This is a genomic window from Streptomyces sp. NPDC058240, from assembly GCF_042882135.1.
GTDB lineage: Bacteria > Actinomycetota > Actinomycetes > Streptomycetales > Streptomycetaceae > Streptomyces.
In genome coordinates, this window is record NZ_JBHVWT010000001.1 from 333,047 (window position 1) to 354,139 (window position 21,093).

A 21,093-nucleotide genomic window follows, 5' to 3' on the forward strand; every position below is an offset into this window, starting at 1 on the left:
TGCGCGTCTCGTGGAGGTACCCCTTCCACCACATCACTCGCGAACCATGACCAACTGCCCACGCACTACGACAGGACGGTGCCCCAGTGCGCTTCTCGCAGGACTTCGCCCCACCGGGTCAGGGCGGCCGACGGCCGGGGCGCGGGCGGTCCGGGAGCCGTGGACCGCTCGGCGCCCTGACGGCCGTTCTCGCCCTGGCCCTCGTCCTGACGGGCTGCGGCGGCGGTACGGAGACGAAGGCTCCCGCTGCCGGGGCCGCCGCCGACCGGGTCGAACCCCTCGCCACCGCGCCGGAGCCACGGCTGCCCGTCACGGTGAAGTCGGCGGACGGCGCCGAGGTCACCGTCGCCTCGACGGACCGGATCGTTCCGCTGACCGGCGGTCTGAGCGAGATCGTCTTCACGCTCGGCCTCGGCAAGCGGGTCGTGGCCCGCGACATCACGGCCACCTTCGAACAGGCCGCGAAACTCCCCGTGGTGACCCGGGCCCATGACGTCTCGGCGGAGAGCGTGCTGTCGCTGAAGCCGACCGTCGTGCTCGCCGAGACCACGACCGGCCCGGCGGAGGCCATCGACCAGATCCGGGATGCCGGCATCCCGCTCGTCGTCGTCGAACCGGCCCAGCAGCTCTCCGACATCGGCCGCCGGATCGGCACCGTGGCGGCGGCCCTGGGCATGCCGGACTCGGGCGCCGAACTGAAGTCGCGCACCCAGTCGCGTATCGACGCCGTACGGAAGTCCGTGCCCGCCCCGGCGGACGGGCACGAGAAGCCCCGGGTCGCCTTCCTCTACCTGCGTGGTTCGGCCTCGGTGTATCTGCTGGGCGGCCGGGAGTCCGGCGCGAGTTCGCTCCTGGAAGCGGCGGGAGCCGTCGACGCGGGCAAGGCGTCCGGGCTGAAGAAGGACTTCACCGCCATCACCAGCGAGGCACTCGCCAAGGCCGCCCCCGACGCCATCCTGGTGATGAGCAAGGGGCTCGACTCGGTGGGCGGCGTCGACGGACTCGTGAAGATCCCGGGCGTCGCCGAGACCCCGGCCGGGATGGACCGGCGGATCGTCTCCATCGACGACGGGGTGCTGCTGAACTACGGCCCGCGCACGGACCGGGTGCTGAGCGAACTGATCGCGCAGCTCTACCCGGAGGACGGGGCGGACAAGTGACCACCACGTCCCCGGAGCGCACCCGGGCCGACGCCGCCGCGGCACCGGAAGGGCCGATGGCACCCAGGCCCCGGCGCTCCTCGTCGTTCGCGCTGACCGCCGGGCTGCTCGCCGCCCTCCTGGTGTGCTGTCTGCTCTCCGCCGGACTCGGCGCGTACAGCATCCCGCTCGGCGACGTCCTCGGCTCGGTCCAGCACCGGCTCGGCCTCGGCGGGGCCGCGCTGGACCGGGTCGGCGAGAGCGTGCTGTGGAACGTACGGCTGCCGAGGGTCGTCCTGGCCCTGCTGGTCGGGGCGTCGCTGGGCTGCGCAGGCGCCCTGATGCAGGGGGTGTTCGGCAATCCGCTCGCCGAGCCCGGGGTGATCGGGATCTCCTCCGGTGCGGCGGTCGGCGCGGTCGCCTCGATCGCGCTCGGACTGAGCTTCTTCGGCAACTGGACGGTGACCGTCTGCGCGTTCGCCGCCGGGCTCGCGACCGTACTGCTGGTGTACGCGCTGTCGCGGTCGGGCGGACGGACCGAGGTGGTGACGCTGATCCTCACCGGGATCGCGGTCAACGCCTTCGCGGGCGCGCTGATCGGGCTGTTCATCTTCTTCGCCGACAACGCGCAGATCTCGCAGATCACCTTCTGGCAGCTGGGCTCGCTGGCCCAGGCGACCTGGCCCAAGGTGCTCGCGGTGCTGCCGTGCGCGGTGCTCGGGCTGCTCGTCGCACCGTTCCACGCCCGGAAGCTGGACCTCCTCGCGCTCGGCGAACGGCCCGCCCGGCACCTGGGGGTCGATGTCGAACGGCTCCGGATCGTGCTCGTGCTCGTCGTGGCGCTGCTGACCGCCGCCGCGGTGGCGGTCGCCGGGATCATCTCGTTCGTGGGGCTGCTGGTGCCGCATCTGCTGCGGATGGCGAACGGTCCCGGCCACCGCTTCCTCGTCCCCGGCAGTGCGCTCGGCGGCGCCCTGGTCCTGGTGGTGGGCGATCTCGCGGCCCGTACCGTCGCCGATCCCGCCGAGCTGCCGCTCGGTGTGCTGACCGCGCTCTTCGGCAGCCCGTTCTTCTTCTGGCTGCTGCGCAGGACCCGTCGCAAGCAAGGTGGTTGGGCATGAAGGCCCTGAAGAATCCGTTCCGGGTACGGGGACGGCGACTGCCCGCTCCCGTCTCCCCCGGCTCCCCCGTCGCCGAGGCGTGCGGGCTGCGGGTGCTGCTGGGGCAGCGGACGGTGCTCGACTCCATCGATCTGACCGCGCACGCGGGCGAGGTGCTGGCGCTGGTGGGGCCCAACGGGGCGGGCAAGTCGACCCTGTTGGCGGCACTGGCCGCCGATCTGCCCGCGGCCGGCGGTGAGATCCGGATCGACGGGCGCCCGGTCGGCGACTGGTCGGCCGCCGAACTGGCGCTGCGCCGGGCCGTGCTGCCGCAGTCCGCCGCGCTGTCGTTCCCGTTCCCGGTGGAGGACGTCGTCCGGATGGGGCGGGCACCGTGGGCCGGAACGGAGCGGGCGGACGAGGACGATCCCGCCGTCGCCGCGTCGATGGCGGCGACCGAGGTCACCGAGTTCGCCGCGCGGCCCTTCTCCGCCCTGTCCGGCGGCGAACGGGCCCGGGTCGCACTGGCCAGGGTGCTGGCGCAGCGCGCCCCGCTGCTGCTGCTCGACGAGCCCACGGCCGCGCTCGATCTGCGCCACCAGGAACTGGTGCTGCGGATCTGCCGGGCGCGGGCCGCCGCCGGGGACGCGGTCGTCGTGGTGCTGCACGATCTGGGTCTCGCCGCGGCGTACGCGGACCGGGCCGCCGTGCTGCACGACGGGCGGATCGCGGTGGCGGGGCCGCCCGCCGGGGTGTTCACGGGCGAGCTGCTCGGCGAGGTCTACCGGCAGCCGGTCGAGGTGTTCCCGCACCCGCGGACCGGGGCGCCTCTCGTCGTACCGACAAGAGGGACTTGACCACTGCTTGACCTACGCTTGGGAGATCCATGGGTCACTCGTGATCGCCCCGTTTCCGTGCCGCCCGGATGAGAGCTGAATCACTGCACGGGTGGGCATTGCTCAGGTAAGCCTCGGTTAAGTTAGGTCCGCCTCACCTGCCTTTGTCCGGATCTTCTCCCGCTTCTCCTTCGTCCTCATGTGGAGCCCGTATGCGAGCCGTTCGTTTCTCCGTCGTCACCGCTGCCGCCACGGTGGCCGCTCTGACCGCCGTCACGGGCTGCGCACAGAAGAGCGACGGCAAGGGCGACGGCGCCCTGCAGGTCGTCGCGAAGGACGACTCCTGCGAGGTGTCGAAGAAGAAGCTTCCGGCCGGTCACATCGAACTGGCCGTGCAGAACAAGGGATCCAAGGTCACCGAGGTCTACGTCCTCTTCCCGGACGACCGCATCGTCGCCGAGCGCGAGAACATCGGCCCCGGCACCAAGGCCACCATCACGGCCGAGATCAAGGCGGGTTCGTACGAGGTCGCCTGCAAGCCCGGCATGAAGGGCCACGGCATCCGGCAGAAGCTGGAGGTCACCGGCGGCAACGCGGCCAAGCGCAGCCCCGAGATGGACAAGGCCGTCGCGGAGTACCGCACCTACGTCCAGGCCCAGGCCGACGAGACGCTGCCGAAGGCCAAGAAGTTCACGGACGCCGTCGCCGCCGGTGACATCGAGGCCGCCAAGAAGATCTACGCCGACTCCCGGCTCGGCTGGGAGCGCACCGAGCCGGTCGCCGAATCCTTCGGTGACATCGACCCCAAGGTCGACATCCGCGAGGACGGCCTGGAGGACGGCCAGAAGTGGACCGGCTGGCACCGCCTGGAGAAGGCGCTGTGGCAGGACAAGAAGCTGGGCGCCGAGGAAAAGGCCCTCGCCCCGGTCCTCCACAAGGACCTGCTCGACTGGCAGAAGCGGGTCGGCACGGCCGACATCACCCCGACCTCGATGGCCAACGGCGCCAAGGAGCTCCTCGACGAGGTCGCCACCGGCAAGGTCACCGGTGAGGAGGAGCGCTACAGCCACACCGACCTGATCGACTTCAAGGGCAACGTCGAGGGCGCCGAGAAGTCCTACGAGCTGCTGAAGCCGATCGCCTCGAAGAACGACGCGGCGCTGACCGCCACCCTGGACAAGCGGTTCGCGGAGCTGAACACGCTGCTGGACAAGTACCGCAAGGACAAGAGCTCCTACGAGTTCACCTCGTACGAGAAGGTCGGCAAGGCGGACCGCAAGGAGCTTTCGGACGCGGTCAACGCGCTGGCCGAGCCGCTGTCCCGGCTCGCCGCCGCGGTGACGAAGTAACGAGCGGGAAGGCTTTGGTCATGTCCGACCAGACACAGGCCGGCGAAACCCCGGAGGAGACCTCCGGTCCCGCCCCGTCCCGCCGGGCACTGCTCGGCTGGGGCGGCGCGGGTCTCGCGCTGGGAGCCGTCGCGGCCGGCGGCGCGGTCGCCGCAGTACGCACGGAGAACGACGCGGTGCCGGCCGCGGACAGCGGTGCGGCCGTGCCGTTCCACGGTGCGCACCAGGCCGGTATCGCCACCGCCGTACAGGACAGGCTGCACTTCGCCGCGTTCGACGTGACGACGAAGGACCGCGCCGAGCTGATCGCGCTGCTCAAGGAGTGGACGCGGGCGGCGGAGCGGATGACGGCCGGTCACGCGGTCGGCGACGGGGCGTACGGCGGTCTCGCCGAGGCCCCGCCGGACGACACGGGCGAGGCGCTGGGGCTGAAGCCGTCCCGGCTGACGCTGACCATCGGCTTCGGCCCCTCGCTCTTCGCCAAGGGCCGGTTCGGCCTGGAGGACAAGCGGCCCGAGGCGCTCGTCGATCTGCCGAAGTTCCCCGGCGACAACCTCGACGCGGCCCGCAGCGGCGGCGATCTCTGCGTCCAGGCGTGTGCGGACGACCCGCAGGTCGCGGTGCACGCCATCCGCAACCTCGCCAGGATCGGCATGGGCCGCACCGCGATCCGCTGGTCCCAGCTGGGCTTCGGCAAGACGTCCTCGACGACGCCGGACGCCCAGACCCCGCGCAACATGATGGGCTTCAAGGACGGCACCCGGAACATCTCCGGCACCGACACCGCCGCCCTGGACAAGCACGTCTGGGTCGGCCCGAAGGACGACGCGGGCTGGATGACCGGAGGTTCGTACCTGGTGGCCCGCCGCATCCGGATGCACATCGAGACCTGGGACCGCGCCCCGCTCCAGGAGCAGGAGGACGTCTTCGGCCGCGACAAGGGCGAGGGCGCCCCGGTCGGCAAGGCCAAGGAGCGCGACGAGCCGTTCCTGAAGGCGATGCTGCCGACCGCGCACGTGCGGCTCGCCCACCCGGACAGCAACGGCGGTGCGACGATCCTGCGCCGCGGCTACTCCTTCACCGACGGCACGGACGGCCTCGGCCGGCTCGACGCCGGGCTGTTCTTCCTCGCCTACCAGCGCGATGTCCGCAAGGCGTTCATTCCGCTCCAGCGGCGCCTGGCGGCGCACGACGCACTCAACGAGTACATCCAGCACGTGGGTTCGGCGCACTTCGCCGTCCCGCCGGGCGTCCGCGACAAGGGCGACTGGTGGGGCCGGGCGCTGTTCTCGTAACGAGACTCGAAGCAGAAGTAACGGGACTCGAAGCAGAAAAGGAGAACCGAGACGTGTTCAGCAACTTCCTGATCGGCCTGCGCGAGGGCCTTGAGGCCAGCCTGGTCGTCTGCATCCTCATCGCCTATCTGGTGAAGACCGGCAACAAGAACAAGCTGGTGCCGATCTGGACCGGGGTGGGGATCGCGATCGTCGTCAGCCTGGCGTTCGGTGCCGGGCTCGAATTCGGTTCGCAGGAGATGACGTTCAAGGCCCAGGAGGCGCTCGGCGGTTCGCTGTCGATCGTCTCCGTCGGCCTGGTCACCTGGATGGTCTTCTGGATGCGGCGCACCGCGCGGCACCTGAAGACGGAACTGCACGGCAAGCTCGACGCGGCGCTCGCGATGGGTACCGGCGCGCTGGTCGCCACGGCGCTCCTCGCGGTGGGCCGGGAGGGCCTGGAGACCTCGCTGTTCGTGTGGCGTGCGGTTCACGCGGCGGACGACGGCTGGCACCCGATGATCGGCGCGCTCCTCGGCATCGCGGCCGCCGTCGTGCTGGGCTGGCTGTTCTACCGGGGCGCCCTGAGGATCAACCTCTCGAAGTTCTTCACCTGGACCGGCGGCATGCTGGTGATCGTCGCCGCGGGCGTGCTCGCGTACGGCGTCCACGACCTCCAGGAAGCCGAGTTCATCGGCGGTCTCCACAACCAGGCGTTCGACATCAGCGCCACGATTCCGCCGGACAGCTGGTACGGCACGCTGCTGAAGGGCACGTTCAACTTCCAGCCCGACCCGACCGTTCTCCAGATCACGGTGTGGGCGCTGTATCTGATCCCCACCCTCGCGCTGTTCCTCGCCCCGGTAGGGTTCGGACGGTCAGAAAGGGCGACGGATCAGAAGGTGCGGAAAGCAACGGATGAGAAGCCTGAGGCCGATTCGGCTGGCGACGGGGCTCGCGACGGCGACGGTGCTGTCCATGACGGCGAGCGGTTGCGTGACGGTGCACGGCGAGCTGGAAGTGGTGCCGGGGGCAACCAGGTCTGAGGCCGCGCAGGCCCTGAAGGCGTTCACCACCGCGTACAACGCGGCGGACAAGGCCTACGATCCGGCCCTGGACGCGGACCGGGTCACCGGCCCGCTCGGTGCGATCAACCAGGCCGGGCTGAAGGCGCGGCAGAAGAACCATCCGGACGGCAACCCGGACCACTCGCCGCTGGAGCTGACCGACGCCCGGTATCTCATCCCGAAGAAGGCCGGCTGGCCGCGGTGGTTCCTCGCGGACACCGACGCCAACCGCGACCAGGACAACGGGAAGCTGGACACCCGCTGGCTGGTCGTCTTCGTCAAGTCCGGGCCCGGCGCCGGGTGGAAGGCCTCCTATCTGTCGGTCCTCGCCGCCTCCCAGCTGCCGTCCTTCGCGAAGGACGGCGAGGGCCGGGCCAGGCCGGTGGCCGCCGACAGCACCGAACTGGCCGTGGCACCGGAGGACTTGAGCACCCAGTACACGCAGTACCTGCAGAAGGGCACCCCGGACGTCTTCGCCCCCGGCTCCGCCACCTCGGGCTGGCGGGAGGCGCGCCGGACCACCCGGCGGGCGGGCTTCTCGTACCAGTACATCGACCGGCCGCTGGACAGCGGTACGTTCGGCCCGCTCGGCCTGGAGACGGACGACGGCGGGGCACTGGTCTTCTTCAGCAGCAAGCACTTCGAGCGGCAGACCGCGGCGAAGGGGCTGCGCCCCCCGCTCAACCAGGACGTGGAGGCGCTGCTGACCGGTGAGGTGGAGTCCACCCTCACCAAGGAGCGGGTCTCCAGCGAGCTGGTGTACGTCCCGAAGAAGGGCTCGACGAAGGACGGCGGCAAGGTGGTCGTGCTGAACAGGCTGCCGGGCCTGACGGCGGCGAAGGGCTCGTGACACGACCGGGGCCGCCCCGCGTGCGGGAACGGCCCCGGTCATGATCCGGACGGTGCGCTAACGGCTCAGCGGCCACGCCACCGAGTCATGGTCGAGATCGCTCTGGTCCGCCTCGTCCGCGTACTGCGCGCACGCGTCGGTGAGCGTCTCCAGCAGGGTCAGCGGATCGGGCAGCGGGTTCTCCGGCCCGCGCACCCACCGCACGTCCAGTTCGCCGGGGAGCCGGGCCGGCGGCAGGAGCACATAGCTGCCGCGGCAGTGCCACCGCAGTCCCGGATGCTCGTCCATGGTCTCGGGGTGGCAGTCCAGCTCGCACGGCCACCATTCGTCCTCGTCCTCGGGCGTACCGCGGGTGGCGGTGAAGAAGAGCATCCGGTCGTCGCCGGACCGGGCGACGGGGCCGACGTCGATGCCCGCGGCGAGGAGCCGTTCCAGCGCCTGGCTGCCCGCGGACAGCGGCACGTCGAGAACGTCGTGGATCATGCCGGTCGCGGTGATGAAGTTAGCCTGCTGCTGGCTGCGGGCCCAGCGCTCGATCTGGGCCCGGTCGGTGGTGGACTGCGTCTGCCAGGCGAAGGAGATCGGGTGCCGGGCGGGGGTGGGACAGCCGATGCGTTCGCACGAACATCGGTATCCGATCGGATGGGCGGCCGGCGCGATCGGCATTCCGGCCTCGGCGACGGCCAGGAGCAGCGCCTCCCGGGCGGTGTCGTCGACCTCGCTCTGCTGCGGTTTGGGTCGGCGGCGAAGCCATTGGGAAAATTTGCTCTCTGAGCCGCGATAACGGCCGAAATCGGCGCCCATCTATCCCCTTACCTCAGCGTTGCCCCTGCCCATGGTCCCACCATCCTGCGCCTCGGGTGGCCGGAGTCCCGAAGCGGGGTACGGACGACAGTGCCGCGAGTTGGGCACTATGCCACTTCTTGTCATGAAATGACGGGTGCGTCTCAGGGCGCCGGTCCTGCGCAGGGCGTGGTCGTGGTCCTCGGGTAGCCCACCTCCGCGACCAGGCCGAGCGCCGCGTCATGGATCGCGCGGCGCGAACGCTCGTTGCGGCGGCCGGCGTCGGGCTGCCGGTTCTCTACCGTGCCGATCGATCCAGCAGTGGGACGAGTCGATACGTATCGTCTCCCGGTCGCGCGGAACCACCCGATCGGATCACTGCGCGCGGGCCCCGGAGAGCGGACCATGGGCTCACGCACAGATCCGTGCGAAGTCCCCCGGCAGGCAACCCCTGCCTTTCGTGAGGAGCCTTCGTTGCCTCGTGAAGCCACACCCCGCCGCTACCTGATGTGCGCGCCCACGCACTTCAGGGTGACGTACTCCATCAACCCCTGGATGGACCCCAGCAAGCCCGTGGACCTCCCCCTGGCCCGGACGCAGTGGGAGGACCTGCGCGACCGGTACCGCGCCCTGGGGCACACCGTGGAGCTGATCGCCCCCCGCCCCGAGCTGCCCGACATGGTGTTCGCCGCCAACGGCGCCACCGTCATCGACGGCCGGGTGCTGGGCGCCCGCTTCGCGTACCGGCAGCGGTACGAGGAGGCCGGGGCCCATCGCGAGTGGTTCCGGGCGAACGGCTTCACCGAGATCCATGAACCGGACCACGTCAACGAGGGCGAGGGCGACTTCGCGGTCACCGCGTCGTACGTCCTGGCCGGGCGGGGCTTCCGGTCCAGTCCGCTCTCGCACGGCGAGGCGCAGGAGTTCTTCGGGCGCCCGGTGATCGGGCTCGATCTGGTCGACCCGCGCTACTACCACCTGGACACGGCGCTGTCCGTGCTCGACGACGCGGGCGACGAGATCATGTACTACCCGGGCGCCTTCTCGCCGGGCAGCCGGTCGGTGCTGGCCCGGCTCTTCCCCGGTGCGCTGATCGCCGAGGAGGCGGACGCCGCGGCGCTCGGCCTGAACGCGGTGAGCGACGGGCGCCATGTGCTGCTGCCGCAGGCCGCGACGGGGCTCTTCGATCCGCTGCGGGCGCGGGGCTTCGAACCGGTGCCGATGGACCTGGGCGAGCTGCTCAAGGGCGGCGGCAGCGTGAAGTGCTGCACGCAGGAGCTGCGGGGGTGAGCGAGCGGGCCGCCGTCAGGCGTTCCCGCCGGGCGGCCACTCGTCGCCCCACGCGATGTCCCGGGCGGCCCGGTACAGCTCGCCGTGCCGCTTGGTGACCGTGGCACGCCGCAGGGCCTCGTCGCGGGTGCACAGGTCCAGCAGCACCTGCCCCTTGCGGATCTGCGGCTTGCGGGTGACCCGCGCCCGGACGGGCTCCGTCCCGAAGCGGGTCGCCACCACATAGCTGAACTTCTCGTCCTCGTACGGCAGCGAGCCGCCCTTGACCTGCCGGTGCAGCGAGGAGCGGCTGACCCGGGCCGAGAAGTGGCACCAGTCCGTGCCCGGCTCGATCGGGCAGGCCTCGCTGTGCGGGCAGGGCGCGGCGACGCTCAGCCCGGCGGCGATCAGCCGGTCGCGGGCCTCGATGATCCGGGCGTAGCCGTCGGGGGTGCCCGGTTCGACGACCACGACCGCCTGCGCCGCCGCGGCGGCGGTGTCGACGAGGGCGGCGCGGACGTCCGCGGTCAGCTCCTTGAGTACGTAGGAGACGGTGATCAGGTCCGTGGGGGCGAGTTCGAGGCCCGCGCCGATCCGGGCCCGGCGCCACTCGGCGGCGCGCAGGGCGGGGATGCCGGAGAGGCCGGCCAGCTCGCGGCCGAGGGCGAGCGCGGGCTCGGCCCAGTCCAGCACGGTCGTCCGCGGCCCCTCCCAGGCCCCTGCCACGGCCCAGCTCGCCGCTCCGGTGCCGCCGCCGACGTCGGTGTGCGTGGCGGGCGTCCAGTCCGGCGCGGCCTCCTGGAGCGCGGCGAGGGCGGACCGTACGGCTTCGAAGGTGGCGGGCATCCGGTACGCGGCGTACGCGGCGACGTCGGAACGGTCGCGGAGCACCGGCGCGTCGGTCGGGGTGGTCCCGCGGTAGTTGGCGATGAGCCGTTCGACGGCCTGGGCGGCCTGCTTGGGCGGCAACCCGTCGAGCAGTCCGGCCAGCGCCGCGCGCAGGACTTCCGCGGTGGGGAGGGTGGCGTTCACCGACGAATTGTAGGCAAAGCCGACCCAGTCGTCCCCGCCCCGGTATCCACGCCGAACTGCACGGAATCCGAACTGCCGCGATGCCTGCGCAAGTTGCTACGCTGACCGCCGCGAGGTCGGGATTGCCCATTGAGGGGAACCATGAGACAGAAGATCGTGCGCCTGGCTCTGGTCGGCGGAGTGATCGTGCTTGCCATGCTTCTTCTGCTCGCCACGTGCGGCAGCGGCGAGAAGAGCACGGACAAGCCGGAGAAGCAGGCCAGGAAGAGCCCGACGAAGGTGACGCAGCTCACCGTTCCTTCCGCGTATGCGACGGAGCACGGCTGGGAGCTCATCGGGACCTCGCCCGACTATGCGATCTCCCGGACGACGGGCCGTCTCGCCTATCTGGTGCGGGAGTCGGAGACCAAGTACCAGCTGCGGACCATCGATTCCAAGACGGGAGAGGACGGCTGGCACGGCGAGAGCTGGCGGCCCCCGTCCCCGCACCAGTTCCCGAGACTCCTCCCGGTCACCGTCGACGACCACGAGTACTTCGTGACGTGGGCGTACGGAAAGGTCGGCGAGAACGCGCTGACCCCCGCCGACACCATCGTCTCGCTGGATGTCTACGACGTGGAGGACGGTTCCCGGCGGCGCATCGAGGTGCCGTGGAACTCCGTTCCGACGGTCTCCACCACCGGCCCCGGCATCCTCATCAGCGACGGCCGGACGAACAGCGCGGTGGTCGACCCGGTGACCGGCCGGGTGTCGAACGTCACGGCTGCCGCGCTCAAGTACCCGAAGGGCTGCAAGACCTGCAAGCAGCTCACCGAGGTGCGCGGGCTGACGCAGAAGGGCCTGCTGGTCAGCGGGTCCAAGGAGTTCTGGGTGCAGGGCGGCTGGTTCAGCCGCAATGTCGCCCCCAAGGGCACGGACAAGCTCAGCGGGATCCCGACGTCGGTGATCCCGGGTCTACTCCTGTCGAAGTGGCAGCTCGCGAAGGGCGCCAAGCGCGCCACCACCCACGACATGTGGGCGGTGCAGGACGCGGAGACGGGCAAGACCCTGGCCTCGGTGGAGTGCAGCAAGCCCGCGATAAAGCCGGGCCAGTACCCGCAGCTCGTCTCCGCGCCCTCGGGCTCCTACCTGGTGGCCGGACCGCTCGCGTTCGACCTGGCCACGAAGCGGGGGTTCTGCTTCGAGGGGGCGGACGGCACCAAGCCGCTGACGCTGGCGTCCGTGAACGACGAGGGCACCGCGTACGGCGCGGCGAGCGCACGCAACGCGGCGGACGTGCTGGCCGGCGGCGGCGCCCCGGTCGCGGTCGCCGTCAGGAGCGGTTCGACGGGCGCCCTGCCGTCGAACGTACGGGTTCCGGGCATGGAGACGGCGGACGGTGTCGGCCTGTTCCGCTGGACGGACGAGAAGGACCGCCCGCACCTGATCGGCTATCCGAGGTCGTCGTAGCGCGGCGCAGCGGCGTCGCGGAGAACGTCGAGAGGCGTCGCGGGGTCCGGGGCGGAGCGCGGAAATCCGTTCGCCCCGCTCCGGACCCCGCTGTTACAAGAGGGCATGGGAATCCGGACCGACGCCTTCATCGCACCGCCCGAGCCGGCTCTCCTGCGGCCGGAGGCCTTCGGCCGTCTCGTGGTCGAGCTGGCACGTGAGCGCGTGGTCCGGACACCGTGGGCGCTCGTCGCGGGGAAGCTCTGCGTCAACGCCGGTCTGAACTGGGGCAGCGTCAGCGGGCAGGCCCGCTGGGACCGGCCTCCCGTGGGCACGTCGCTGCGGACCGAGACGTACCCCGGGTGCCCGCCGGACGACGATCCGCCGCCCTGGGGCGACTCCCACGAGGAGGCCCGGCTGCTCGCTTCCGGTGACGCGGTCCTCGACGTGCTGCCGGCTCTGCGGGCCGCCCCGTACGGCGACGAGGACGTCGCCGTCGTCTTCGACCGCATGGACTTCGGCAACCGGGCGATCACCGAGTACTTCCGGTTCGAGGACCCTCGCACGATGCTGGTCTGCTTCGCCCTGGCGCACCCGCAGCACCGGCCGCTGTCCGCTGTCCGCCGACGACAGCGGGTACCCCGGCGGGCCGACGCATCCGGTGCGGACCTGCGTGGTCCACACCTTCAAGCTCGCGATGGAGGACGGTCCGGTGCCACCGCTCGCCTCCGTCCTCTCCCGCTGGTTCGGGCCGGACATGATCAGCGGCAAGACCCGGGGCTGACCCACGGACCGCGTCACAGGCCCCGCGTCACAGGCCCCGCGTCACGGCGCGCACTTCACGACGTCCGCTGCCAGGGCCGGCACAGCCCGAGGAAGCAGACCATCGCGCCCACCGCGCACACCAGCTGGACGACAGCCATCGGAACGGCCGTGTCCTCGCCCGCGATCCCGACGAGCGGCGAGGCGACGGCACCGATCAGGAACGACGAGGTGCCGAGCAGCGCGGAGGCGGACCCCGCGGCGTGCTTCGTACGCATCAGCGCCTGCGCGTTCGTGTTCGGCATCGCCATCCCCATCGCCGACATCAGCACGAACAGCCCGGCGGCGACCGGGGCCAGGCCCACCTCCCCGAAGACCCCGGTCGTCATCAGCAGCAGCGCGAGCGCGGCGAGCGTGATGACGCAGAGCCCGAAGGCCAGCGCCTTGTCCAGGCTGACCCGGCCGACCAGCAGCTTGCCGTTGATCTGGCCGACGATGATCAGACCGACCGAGTTGATGCCGAAGAGCAGGCTGAACGTCTGCGGCGATGCCCCGTAGATCTCCTGCATGACGAACGGCGACGCGCTCACGTACGAGAAGAGAGTGGCGAAGGCGAGGCTGCCCGCGATCATGTAGCCGGTGAAGACCCGGTCGGCGAGCAGTCCGCGCATGGTGCGCAGCGCGTCGCCGAGGCCACCGGTGTGCCGGTCCTGCGGCGGCAGGGTCTCGCCCAGCCACTTCCAGACGACAAGGGTGAGCGCCAGGCCGACGACGGTGAGGACGGCGAAGATTCCGCGCCAGTCGGTGAACCGCAGCACCTGTCCGCCGATCAGCGGGGCGACGATCGGCGCGACGCCGGAGATGAGCATCAGGGTGGAGAAGAACCTGGCCATCTCCACGCCGTCGTACATGTCGCGCACCACGGCACGGGCGATGACGATGCCCGCCGCACCGGCCAGGCCCTGGAGAAGGCGGAAGCCGATGAGAAGCCCGGTGGTGGGCGCGAAGACGCACATCGCGGTGGCGACGACGTAGATGACCATGCCGAGGAGCAGCGGCCTGCGCCTGCCCCACCGGTCGCTCAACGGTCCGACGACGATCTGTCCGAGCGCCAGGCCGGTCAGGCAGGCGGTGAGGGTGAGCTGGACGGTGGCGGCAGGAGCGTGCAGGGACTCGGTGACCGCGGGCAGGGCGGGGAGGTACATGTCCATGGAGAGTGGCGGTACCGCGGTGAGGCCGCCGAGGACGAGGGTGACGAGAAGTCCGGTGCGCCCGGCCGCTTCGGCAGCGGCCGGCTTTCCGGGAAGTGCGCCGGTGGCTCCGGGCTCCGAGGCCCCGGTCCCGGCGGTCGGTATGTGTGTGCGTTCCTGCTGGGCCCGGCTTGCGCCGCTCTCCGGCATTCTCATCTCCATGTCGTTGAATCCGCATCTATGCTCTCAGCTCAGCCGGACTGGTCGAGACCTTTTGGGGAGCAGACATGACAGGCATGAGCGGCGCTGTGCGGTGGGGTGTGCTGGCGACCGGCGGTATCGCCGCGGCGTTCACCGAGGATCTCCGGTCGATGCCGGACGCGGAAGTGGTGGCCGTCGCATCTCGGACAGATGCCTCGGCGCAGGCGTTCGCACAGCGGTTCGGGGTACCCCGGGCGTACGGCAGCTGGGCCGCTCTCGCCGCCGACGAGGAGGTCGACGTGGTGTACGTCGCGACGCCGCACTCGGCGCACCGGGAAGCGGCGGCGCTCTGCCTGGAGGCCGGAAAGCACGTGCTGTGCGAGAAGGCGTTCACGCTCAACGCCCGGGAGGCGGACGAACTGGTGAAGCTCGCCCGGGACCGCGGCCTCTTCCTGATGGAGGCCATGTGGACGTACTGCAACCCGGTCATCCGGCGCATGACGGAGCTGGTGCGGGACGGCGCCATCGGCGACATCCGCTCCGTGCAGGCCGACTTCGGGCTCGCGGGCTCCTTCGGTCCCGAACACCGGCTGCGCGACCGGGCGCTGGGCGGCGGCGCGCTGCTGGACCTCGGGGTCTATCCGGTGTCGTTCGCGCATCTGCTGCTGGGTGAGCCGGACCGGGTGCAGGCCGACGCGGTGCTCTCCCCCGAGGGCGTCGATCTGCACACCGCGATGCTGCTGGGCTGGTCGGAGGCGGGCGCCTCGGCGCTGCTGAACTGTTCGGTCGTCGCGGACACTCCGCAGACCGCGGCGGTCACGGGCTCGAAGGGCCGGATCGAGTTCCCGCGCGGCTTCTTCTACCCGGAGCGGTTCGTGCTGCACCGGGCGGGACACGACCCCGAGGAGTTCACCGCCGGGGCGGCCGGGGCGGGGCTGCGCGGCTTGCAGTTCGAGCAGGCCGAGGTGGCGCGGGCGCTGCGGGCGGGCGAGACGGAGTCGCCGCTGGTGCCGCTGGACGGGTCGCTCGCCGTGATGCGGACGCTCGACGCGGTACGTGACCGCATCGGCGTCCGCTACCCGGCCGACGACCTCGGCTGACCGGGGCTGTCCGGGAGGGGCCTCACGCAGGGGTGAGGCCCTGGTTCCCGGCCTCGGTGACGAACGACGCGGCCGTCGCGAGGGGCGCGCCGGGCGTGGTGACGGCGGACACCGTGCGGTAGTCGGCGCGCGCCCGGTCCCGGCCCAGTGTGACGACGGCGTATCCGCGGCGGCCGTTGAAGAACTTCATGTGCGGGTTGGCCTGCATCTGGTTGTTCCAGCTGCCGGGCTTGTCCGAGCCGTCCTTGCCGCTGGTGATGGAGGTGGCGACGATCTCCGTGCCGACGGTGCGGGACGAGGGGTCGTCGAAGTCCTTCTTCAGGTCGAAGCCGTAGCCGACGTGCACATCGCCGGTCAGCACCATCAGGTTGGCGACCCCGGCGGCCTCGGCGCCCTTCAGGATGCGGCCCCGGGAGGCGGGGTAGCCGTCCCAGGCGTCCATGGACACCTTGAAGGCGTCGGTGGGGACGTCGCGCCGCTGGGCGAAGGTGACCTGCTGCGGCACGACGTTCCAGGTGGCCTGCGAGGCGTGCCAGCCGTCGATCAGCCAGCGCTCCTGGGTGGCGCCGGTCATGGTGCGCGACGGGTCCTGGGACTCCGGTCCGGGCGTCTGCCAGCCGTCGCCGTACGCCTGGTCGCTGCGGTACTGGCGGGTGTCGAGGATGTCGAACTGGGCGAGCCGGCCGAACCGCAGGCGCCGGTAGAGCTTCATGTCCGGGCCGGTGGGGCGCTGCGGGGCGCGCAGCGGCTGGTTCTCCCAGTACGCGCGGTACGCGGCGGCGCGGCGCAGCAGGAATTCCTCCGGCGGCACGTCGTTCTCGGGGGTGTCGCCCGCGTAGTTGTTCTCGGTCTCGTGGTCGTCCCAGGTGACGACGAAGGGGTGCGCGGCGTGGGCGGCGCGCAGGTCGGGGTCGGACTTGTAGAGGCCGTACCGCAGCCGGTAGTCCTCCAGCGTGACCGTCTCCCGGTTGTAGTGGGCGGGGAGCCTGCGGTCGGTGTACTTACGGGCTCCGCCGGTCGCGTCGACGGCGTACTCGTAGAGGTAGTCGCCGAGGTGGAAGACGACGTCGACGTCCTCCTGGGCGAGGTGCTTGTACGCGGTGAAGTAGCCGTCGTGGTACGCCTGGCAGGAGATTGCGGCCAGGCTCAGCGAGCTGTTGCGGGCGCCGCGGGCGGGGGCGGTGCGGGTCCGGCCGACGGGGCTGGTCCACGTCCCGGTGCGGAAGCGGTAGTAGAACACGCGGTCGGCGTCGAGTCCCTTGACCTCGACGTGGACGCTGTGGTCGAACTCCGGGTGGGCGGTGGCCGATCCGCGCCGCACGACGCGGGAGAAGCGCTCGTCGCGGGCGAGTTCCCAGCTCACCTGCACACGGGCCCGGGGCAGTCCGCTGCCGGCCTCGTAGGGGCGCGGCGCGAGTCTCGTCCACAGCAGGACCGAGTCGGGAAGCGGGTCACCGGAGGCGACGCCGAGGGTGAACGGGTCGTCGCCGATCTTCCTGGAGTCCAGCTCGGCGGCGCTCGCGGTGCCCGCGGCGGGCAGGTTGACCGAGAAGGCGAGCGCGGCGGCGGCGCCGGTGACGGTGAGGAAGCGGCGGCGCCCGACCTGCTTGGCGGCGTCGCGCATCTCCTGCTGGTGCGATGAGTCTGTCATCTGACCCTCCCCTGGCTGGTGGTGTACGCGAGCAGTTCACCGGCTCAGCACATCGAGCGGCTGTCGTGTTCGCGTCGCTCGGGCGTCGCGTGGATGAGGAATGCGGCAGCAATGGGTCCGCGGGGACAAAACATGCATCCGCGACGAGACAATGATCATCTTCGGCACCCGGCCGACGTGCGAACGCGCCGCCCCACGCGCCGCCTTGACTCCATGTGGCCTCACGCACACCCCGGGGAGGAACGACGTACGCTGCGGCGTCATGAGCAACAAAGTGTTGAATTCCGATGCGAAGACGGCGGTCGTGACGGGCGCGGGCTCCGGAATCGGTCGCGCGGTGGCGCTCGCCCTGACCGGCGCCGGCTGGTCGGTCGCGCTCGCGGGCCGGCGCCCGGAACCCCTCGCCGGGACTGCCGCACTGGCCGGGGAGAGCGCCCGGGTGATCACCGTCCCCGCCGATGTGTCGCGCCCCGACGACGTGAGCGCGCTCTTCTCCTCGGTGCGGGAGTGCTTCGGCCGCCTCGATCTGCTCTTCAACAACGCCGGTGCGTTCGGCCCGCGTTCCGTCCCGGTGGAGGACCTCTCGGTGGCGGACTGGCGCTCGGTGGTGGACGTGAACGTGACGGGTGCGTTCCTGTGCGCGCAGGCGGCGTACCGGCTGATGAAGGAACAGGACCCGCAGGGCGGCCGGATCATCAACAACGGCTCGATCTCCGCCCATGCGCCGCGCCCCCACTCGGTCGCCTACACCACGACCAAGCACGCCATGACGGGGCTGACGAAGTCGCTGTCGCTGGACGGGCGTCCGTACCGGATCGCCTGCGGGCAGATCGACATCGGCAACGCGGCCACGGACATGACCGAGCAGATGCGGACCGGCATCCTCCAGGCCAACGGCGAACTCGCGGTCGAGCCGGTGATGGCGGCGGCGGACGTGGCCCGGACGGTGCTCCACATGGCGGAGCTGCCACTGGAGGCGAACATGCAGTTCGCGACGGTCCTGGCGACGGCGATGCCGTACGTGGGGCGCGGCTGACGGGACGCTCCCGGCGAACACCCCGGCGCGGGCGGTAGCCCCGCGCGCCGGGTCGCCGTGCGCTGCCCCTATGCTGACACTCCTTCACCAAAATTCCACAGAAGGAACACAGCATGCACATACGCACCGTGGCCCCCTTCGCCCTGGCAGCCGCCACCGCCCTGGCCGGCTCGCTGCTCGTCGCGGCCCCCGCCTCCGCCGCCCCGCACCAGGGCGGGCTGCACCTCGGCAGGATCCAGTACGACAGCCCCGGCAAGGACACCCGCAGCAACACGTCCCTCAACGCCGAGTGGGTGGACATCCACAACAACAGCAAGTCGAAGCTGCAGCTCAAGGGCTACAAGCTGAAGGACAACACCGGTTACACGTACACCTTCGGCAGCTACACCATCGCCGCGGGCAAGACCGTCAAGGTCCACACCGGCCGGGGCAAGAACGCTTCGGGCAACGTGTACTGGAACCGCGGTTCGTACGTCTGGAACAACACCGGCGACAAGGCCCGGCTGATCAAGCCGAACGGCAAGCTCCAGGACTCCTGCTCCTGGACGAAGTCGAGCAAGGGCACCAAGAACTGCCACTGAGCCGGGCGACCGCGGCCGGGGCACCCCTTTTTGCCGACGGGAAGGGAATGTCCCGGGCCGCGGCACGGTTGACCTGCGGCATGAGTCAGATTCCAGATATCGAGGTCCTGCGCTACACCGCGTTCTCCGCCGACCCGGAGGGCGGCAATCCGGCCGGGGTCGTCCTTGACGCGTCCGGTCTCGACGAGGCCGCCATGCTCGCCGTCGCGGCGGAGCTGGGCTACAGCGAGTCGGCGTTCCTGACCGGGCGGGGAGAGCCGGGCGGGGAAGAAACGTCGGGCGGTGCGGGGTCGTCGGGCGCCCGGGAGTACACCATCCGCTACTTCAGCCCGAAGGCCGAGGTCCCGTTCTGCGGCCACGCCACCGTCGCGACGGCCCTGGCGCTCGCCGAGCGCGACGGCCCCGGCGACCTGGTGTTCGGCACGCGCGCGGGCACGGTCCCGGTCACCGTCACCCGGGAGGGCGCCGAACTCCGCGCCACGCTCACCAGCGTCGAACCGGATGTCGCGGACATCGCCCCCGACGACCTGGCGGAGGCGCTCGCCGCCCTGGACTGGCCGGCCGCCGATCTCGACCCGGCCCTGCCGCCCCGGATCGCCTTCGCGGGCGCCCGCCATCTGGTGCTGGCCGCCGCGACCCGTGAGCGGCTGGCCGACCTCCGTTACGACTTCGCGCGCCTCGAAGCGCTGATGCACCGGCTGGACCTGACGACCCTGCAACTGGTGTGGCGGGCGGCGCCGGCCGTCTTCCACGTCCGCGCCCCGTTCCCGGTCGGCGGCGTCGTCGAGGACCCCGCCACCGGCGCGGCGGCGGCCGCCTTCGGCGCCTATCTGCGCGCCGAGGGCCTCGTTCCCGACACCGCGCTCCTCACCCTCCACCAGGGCGAGGACATGGGCCGCCCCGGCACGCTCACGGTCGAACTGCGGACGGACGACGCCCGGGTGCGGGTGAGCGGGACGGGAACCCGCATCGGGGACTGACGGGGCCGCGCCGACGCGCTCGACGGGCCGGTCGCGGCTGGCAGGCTGAGCACCATGGACCAGCAGAGCACCCACCGCCCCCGGCAGGACACCCCCCACGACCGGGACCACGACACCTGGCGGACGATCGACGAGCTGCACGGCTGGCTCGACGCGGAGACCGGCATCCCGCCCGAGCAGGATCTGCTGCTGCGGATGCTGAAGCTGTCGGAGGAGGTGGGCGAGGTCGCCCAGGCCGTCATCGGGGCGACCGGCCAGAACCCGCGCAAGGGCGCCAGCCATTCCTGGCAGGACGTGGAGGCCGAGCTCTGCGACGTCATCGTGACGGCGATGGTCGCGCTGCGCACCCTCACCCCCGACGCGGCGGCCGTCTTCGACCGGCATGTGCGACGCGTCGCGGCACGTCCGCGGTCCCCGCTCGGCCCGTCCAGCCAGACCCCCGGCACCGCACCCTGAGAATCACGGGGCACGGCAGGGCGGCAACGGGTGGCTGAACAACGGGCGACGATCTCCTGGGGCTACGATCGCGGACACCGCAGCGAGACCAGGAGTGCCGACCGTGTCCGAACCGCGCATCGCCGTATCCATCGTCACCATGGGCGACCGCCCGCAGCAGGTCGAGGCCCTGCTGGCCTCGGTGGCCGGGCAGGACGTCCGTCCGGCCCGCCTCGTCGTCGTGGGCAACGGATCGCCCCTCCCGGACTTCGGCGCGTTTCCCGGCCTGTCCGATCTGCCCGGCGGTGTGACGACGATCGAGCTGGCGGAGAACCTGGGCTGCCCCGGGGGCCGCAACGTCGCCCTGGCCAAGCTGGCGGAGTTCGGCGACGTGGATGTCGTCATCGAGCTCGACGACGACGGACTCCTGGTCGACAGCGGGGCGTTCCGCAAGGTCCGGGAGCTGTTCGCCGCCGACCAGCGGCTCGGCATCATCGGCTTCCGGATCGCCGACGAGCACGGCGAGACCCAGCGTCGTCACGTACCGCGCCTGCGCGCCTCCGACCCGATGCGGCGCGGACCGGTCACCGCGTTCCTGGGCGGCGGCCACGCCTTCTCGATGAAGATGCTCGCCCAGACGGGGCCCTGGCCGGCGGAGTTCTTCTTCACGCACGAGGAGACGGACCTGTCCTGGCGGGCGCTCGACGCGGGCTGGAAGATCCTTTACGAGCCCGATCTGCTGCTCCAGCACCCCAAGACCTCCCCGGCCAGGCACTCCGTCTACTACCGGATGACGGCCCGCAACCGGGTCTGGCTCGCCCGCCGGAACCTGCCCCTCCCCCTGGTCCCGGCCTACCTGGGCACCTGGACCCTGCTCACCGTGGCCCGCACCAGGTCGGCGACGGGTCTGCGCGCCTGGGCCGGCGGCTTCGCCGAGGGTGTCCGTACCCCGTGCGGGCGAAGGCAGCCGATGCGGTGGCGCACGGTGTGGCAGATGACGAAACTGGGACGGCCGCCGGTCATCTGATCC

19 protein-coding genes are annotated in these 21,093 nt (G+C 71.3%); 15 read left to right on the plus strand and 4 right to left on the minus strand.

The window, feature by feature from the left end; genetic code table 11:
- The first annotated feature begins 86 nt into the window (after positions 1 to 86).
- From ACFVX4_RS01480 to ACFVX4_RS01510, 7 genes are all read left to right on the plus strand, one after another.
- Complete coding sequence (locus ACFVX4_RS01480) at positions 87 to 1,160, plus strand: hemin ABC transporter substrate-binding protein (RefSeq protein WP_389970735.1); 1,074 nt, start codon at positions 87 to 89, stop codon at positions 1,158 to 1,160.
- Between the two features lie 56 nt (positions 1,161 to 1,216).
- Entirely contained in the window at positions 1,217 to 2,260 is a 1,044-nt protein-coding gene (locus ACFVX4_RS01485) for a FecCD family ABC transporter permease (RefSeq protein ID WP_389972042.1), read from the plus strand.
- Complete coding sequence (locus ACFVX4_RS01490; RefSeq protein WP_389970738.1) at positions 2,257 to 3,096, plus strand: heme ABC transporter ATP-binding protein; 840 nt, start codon at positions 2,257 to 2,259, stop codon at positions 3,094 to 3,096. Before ACFVX4_RS01485 ends, ACFVX4_RS01490 begins: the two co-directional genes overlap by 4 nt.
- Before the next feature lie 191 nt (positions 3,097 to 3,287).
- Positions 3,288 to 4,424 (plus strand): iron uptake system protein EfeO, encoded by a 1,137-nt coding sequence (gene efeO / locus ACFVX4_RS01495; protein ID WP_389970741.1) that lies wholly within the window; start codon positions 3,288 to 3,290, stop codon positions 4,422 to 4,424.
- A 20-nt stretch (positions 4,425 to 4,444) separates the two neighbouring features.
- The gene (efeB, locus tag ACFVX4_RS01500; RefSeq protein ID WP_389970744.1) at positions 4,445 to 5,719 is read left to right on the plus strand and encodes an iron uptake transporter deferrochelatase/peroxidase subunit; all 1,275 of its coding nucleotides are present in this window, start codon (positions 4,445 to 4,447) and stop codon (positions 5,717 to 5,719) included.
- 53 nt (positions 5,720 to 5,772) lie between these two features.
- A complete protein-coding gene (gene efeU, locus ACFVX4_RS01505; protein ID WP_389970747.1) occupies positions 5,773 to 6,744 on the plus strand; it encodes an iron uptake transporter permease EfeU in 972 nt (323 codons plus the stop codon).
- The gene (locus tag ACFVX4_RS01510) at positions 6,677 to 7,615 is read left to right on the plus strand and encodes a hypothetical protein (RefSeq protein WP_389970750.1); all 939 of its coding nucleotides are present in this window, start codon (positions 6,677 to 6,679) and stop codon (positions 7,613 to 7,615) included. Before efeU ends, ACFVX4_RS01510 begins: the two co-directional genes overlap by 68 nt.
- Before the next feature lie 57 nt (positions 7,616 to 7,672).
- Here the strand turns inward: ACFVX4_RS01510 and ACFVX4_RS01515 are convergent, their stop codons facing one another.
- Complete coding sequence (locus tag ACFVX4_RS01515) at positions 7,673 to 8,419, minus strand: bifunctional DNA primase/polymerase (RefSeq protein ID WP_389970753.1); 747 nt, start codon at positions 8,417 to 8,419, stop codon at positions 7,673 to 7,675.
- A gap of 384 nt (positions 8,420 to 8,803) precedes the next feature.
- On the opposite strand from ACFVX4_RS01515, the gene ddaH reads away from it, so the two are divergent.
- Positions 8,804 to 9,688 (plus strand): dimethylargininase, encoded by an 885-nt coding sequence (gene ddaH / locus ACFVX4_RS01520; protein WP_389970756.1) that lies wholly within the window; start codon positions 8,804 to 8,806, stop codon positions 9,686 to 9,688.
- A gap of 15 nt (positions 9,689 to 9,703) precedes the next feature.
- Here ddaH and ACFVX4_RS01525 read toward each other — a convergent pair whose 3' ends face one another.
- The gene (locus ACFVX4_RS01525; RefSeq protein ID WP_389970759.1) at positions 9,704 to 10,699 is read right to left on the minus strand and encodes a small ribosomal subunit Rsm22 family protein; all 996 of its coding nucleotides are present in this window, start codon (positions 10,697 to 10,699) and stop codon (positions 9,704 to 9,706) included.
- Between the two features lie 141 nt (positions 10,700 to 10,840).
- Between ACFVX4_RS01525 and ACFVX4_RS01530 the strand changes: the two genes are divergently transcribed.
- Positions 10,841 to 12,148, plus strand: a complete 1,308-nt coding sequence (locus ACFVX4_RS01530; RefSeq protein WP_389970762.1) for a hypothetical protein — start codon at positions 10,841 to 10,843, stop codon at positions 12,146 to 12,148.
- Between the two features lie 818 nt (positions 12,149 to 12,966).
- Here the strand turns inward: ACFVX4_RS01530 and ACFVX4_RS01535 are convergent.
- On the minus strand, positions 12,967 to 14,289 hold the full coding sequence (locus ACFVX4_RS01535; RefSeq protein ID WP_389970765.1) for a multidrug effflux MFS transporter: 1,323 nt from the start codon (positions 14,287 to 14,289) through the stop codon (positions 12,967 to 12,969).
- 86 nt (positions 14,290 to 14,375) lie between these two features.
- Here ACFVX4_RS01535 and ACFVX4_RS01540 point away from each other — a divergent pair, with 86 nt between their 5' ends.
- The gene (locus tag ACFVX4_RS01540) at positions 14,376 to 15,380 is read left to right on the plus strand and encodes a Gfo/Idh/MocA family protein (RefSeq protein ID WP_389972044.1); all 1,005 of its coding nucleotides are present in this window, start codon (positions 14,376 to 14,378) and stop codon (positions 15,378 to 15,380) included.
- Positions 15,381 to 15,402: 22 nt separating this feature from the next.
- On the opposite strand, the gene ACFVX4_RS01545 is transcribed toward ACFVX4_RS01540, so the two are convergent.
- Positions 15,403 to 17,031 (minus strand): alkaline phosphatase D family protein, encoded by a 1,629-nt coding sequence (locus tag ACFVX4_RS01545; RefSeq protein WP_389970768.1) that lies wholly within the window; start codon positions 17,029 to 17,031, stop codon positions 15,403 to 15,405.
- 262 nt (positions 17,032 to 17,293) lie between these two features.
- Here ACFVX4_RS01545 and ACFVX4_RS01550 point away from each other — a divergent pair, with 262 nt between their 5' ends.
- The 5 genes from ACFVX4_RS01550 to ACFVX4_RS01570 all read left to right on the plus strand — a co-directional run bounded on the left by ACFVX4_RS01550 (position 17,294) and on the right by ACFVX4_RS01570 (position 21,090).
- Entirely contained in the window at positions 17,294 to 18,067 is a 774-nt protein-coding gene (locus ACFVX4_RS01550; protein ID WP_389970771.1) for an SDR family oxidoreductase, read from the plus strand.
- Positions 18,068 to 18,180: 113 nt separating this feature from the next.
- Positions 18,181 to 18,648, plus strand: coding sequence for a lamin tail domain-containing protein (locus tag ACFVX4_RS01555; RefSeq protein WP_389970774.1), 468 nt, complete (start codon positions 18,181 to 18,183; stop codon positions 18,646 to 18,648).
- Between the two features lie 80 nt (positions 18,649 to 18,728).
- Positions 18,729 to 19,628 (plus strand): PhzF family phenazine biosynthesis protein, encoded by a 900-nt coding sequence (locus tag ACFVX4_RS01560; protein WP_389970777.1) that lies wholly within the window; start codon positions 18,729 to 18,731, stop codon positions 19,626 to 19,628.
- Positions 19,629 to 19,682: 54 nt separating this feature from the next.
- Positions 19,683 to 20,084, plus strand: a complete 402-nt coding sequence (locus ACFVX4_RS01565) for a MazG-like family protein (protein WP_389970780.1) — start codon at positions 19,683 to 19,685, stop codon at positions 20,082 to 20,084.
- Positions 20,085 to 20,187: 103 nt separating this feature from the next.
- On the plus strand, positions 20,188 to 21,090 hold the full coding sequence (locus ACFVX4_RS01570; RefSeq protein ID WP_389970782.1) for a glycosyltransferase family 2 protein: 903 nt from the start codon (positions 20,188 to 20,190) through the stop codon (positions 21,088 to 21,090).
- Positions 21,091 to 21,093 lie beyond the last annotated feature (3 nt).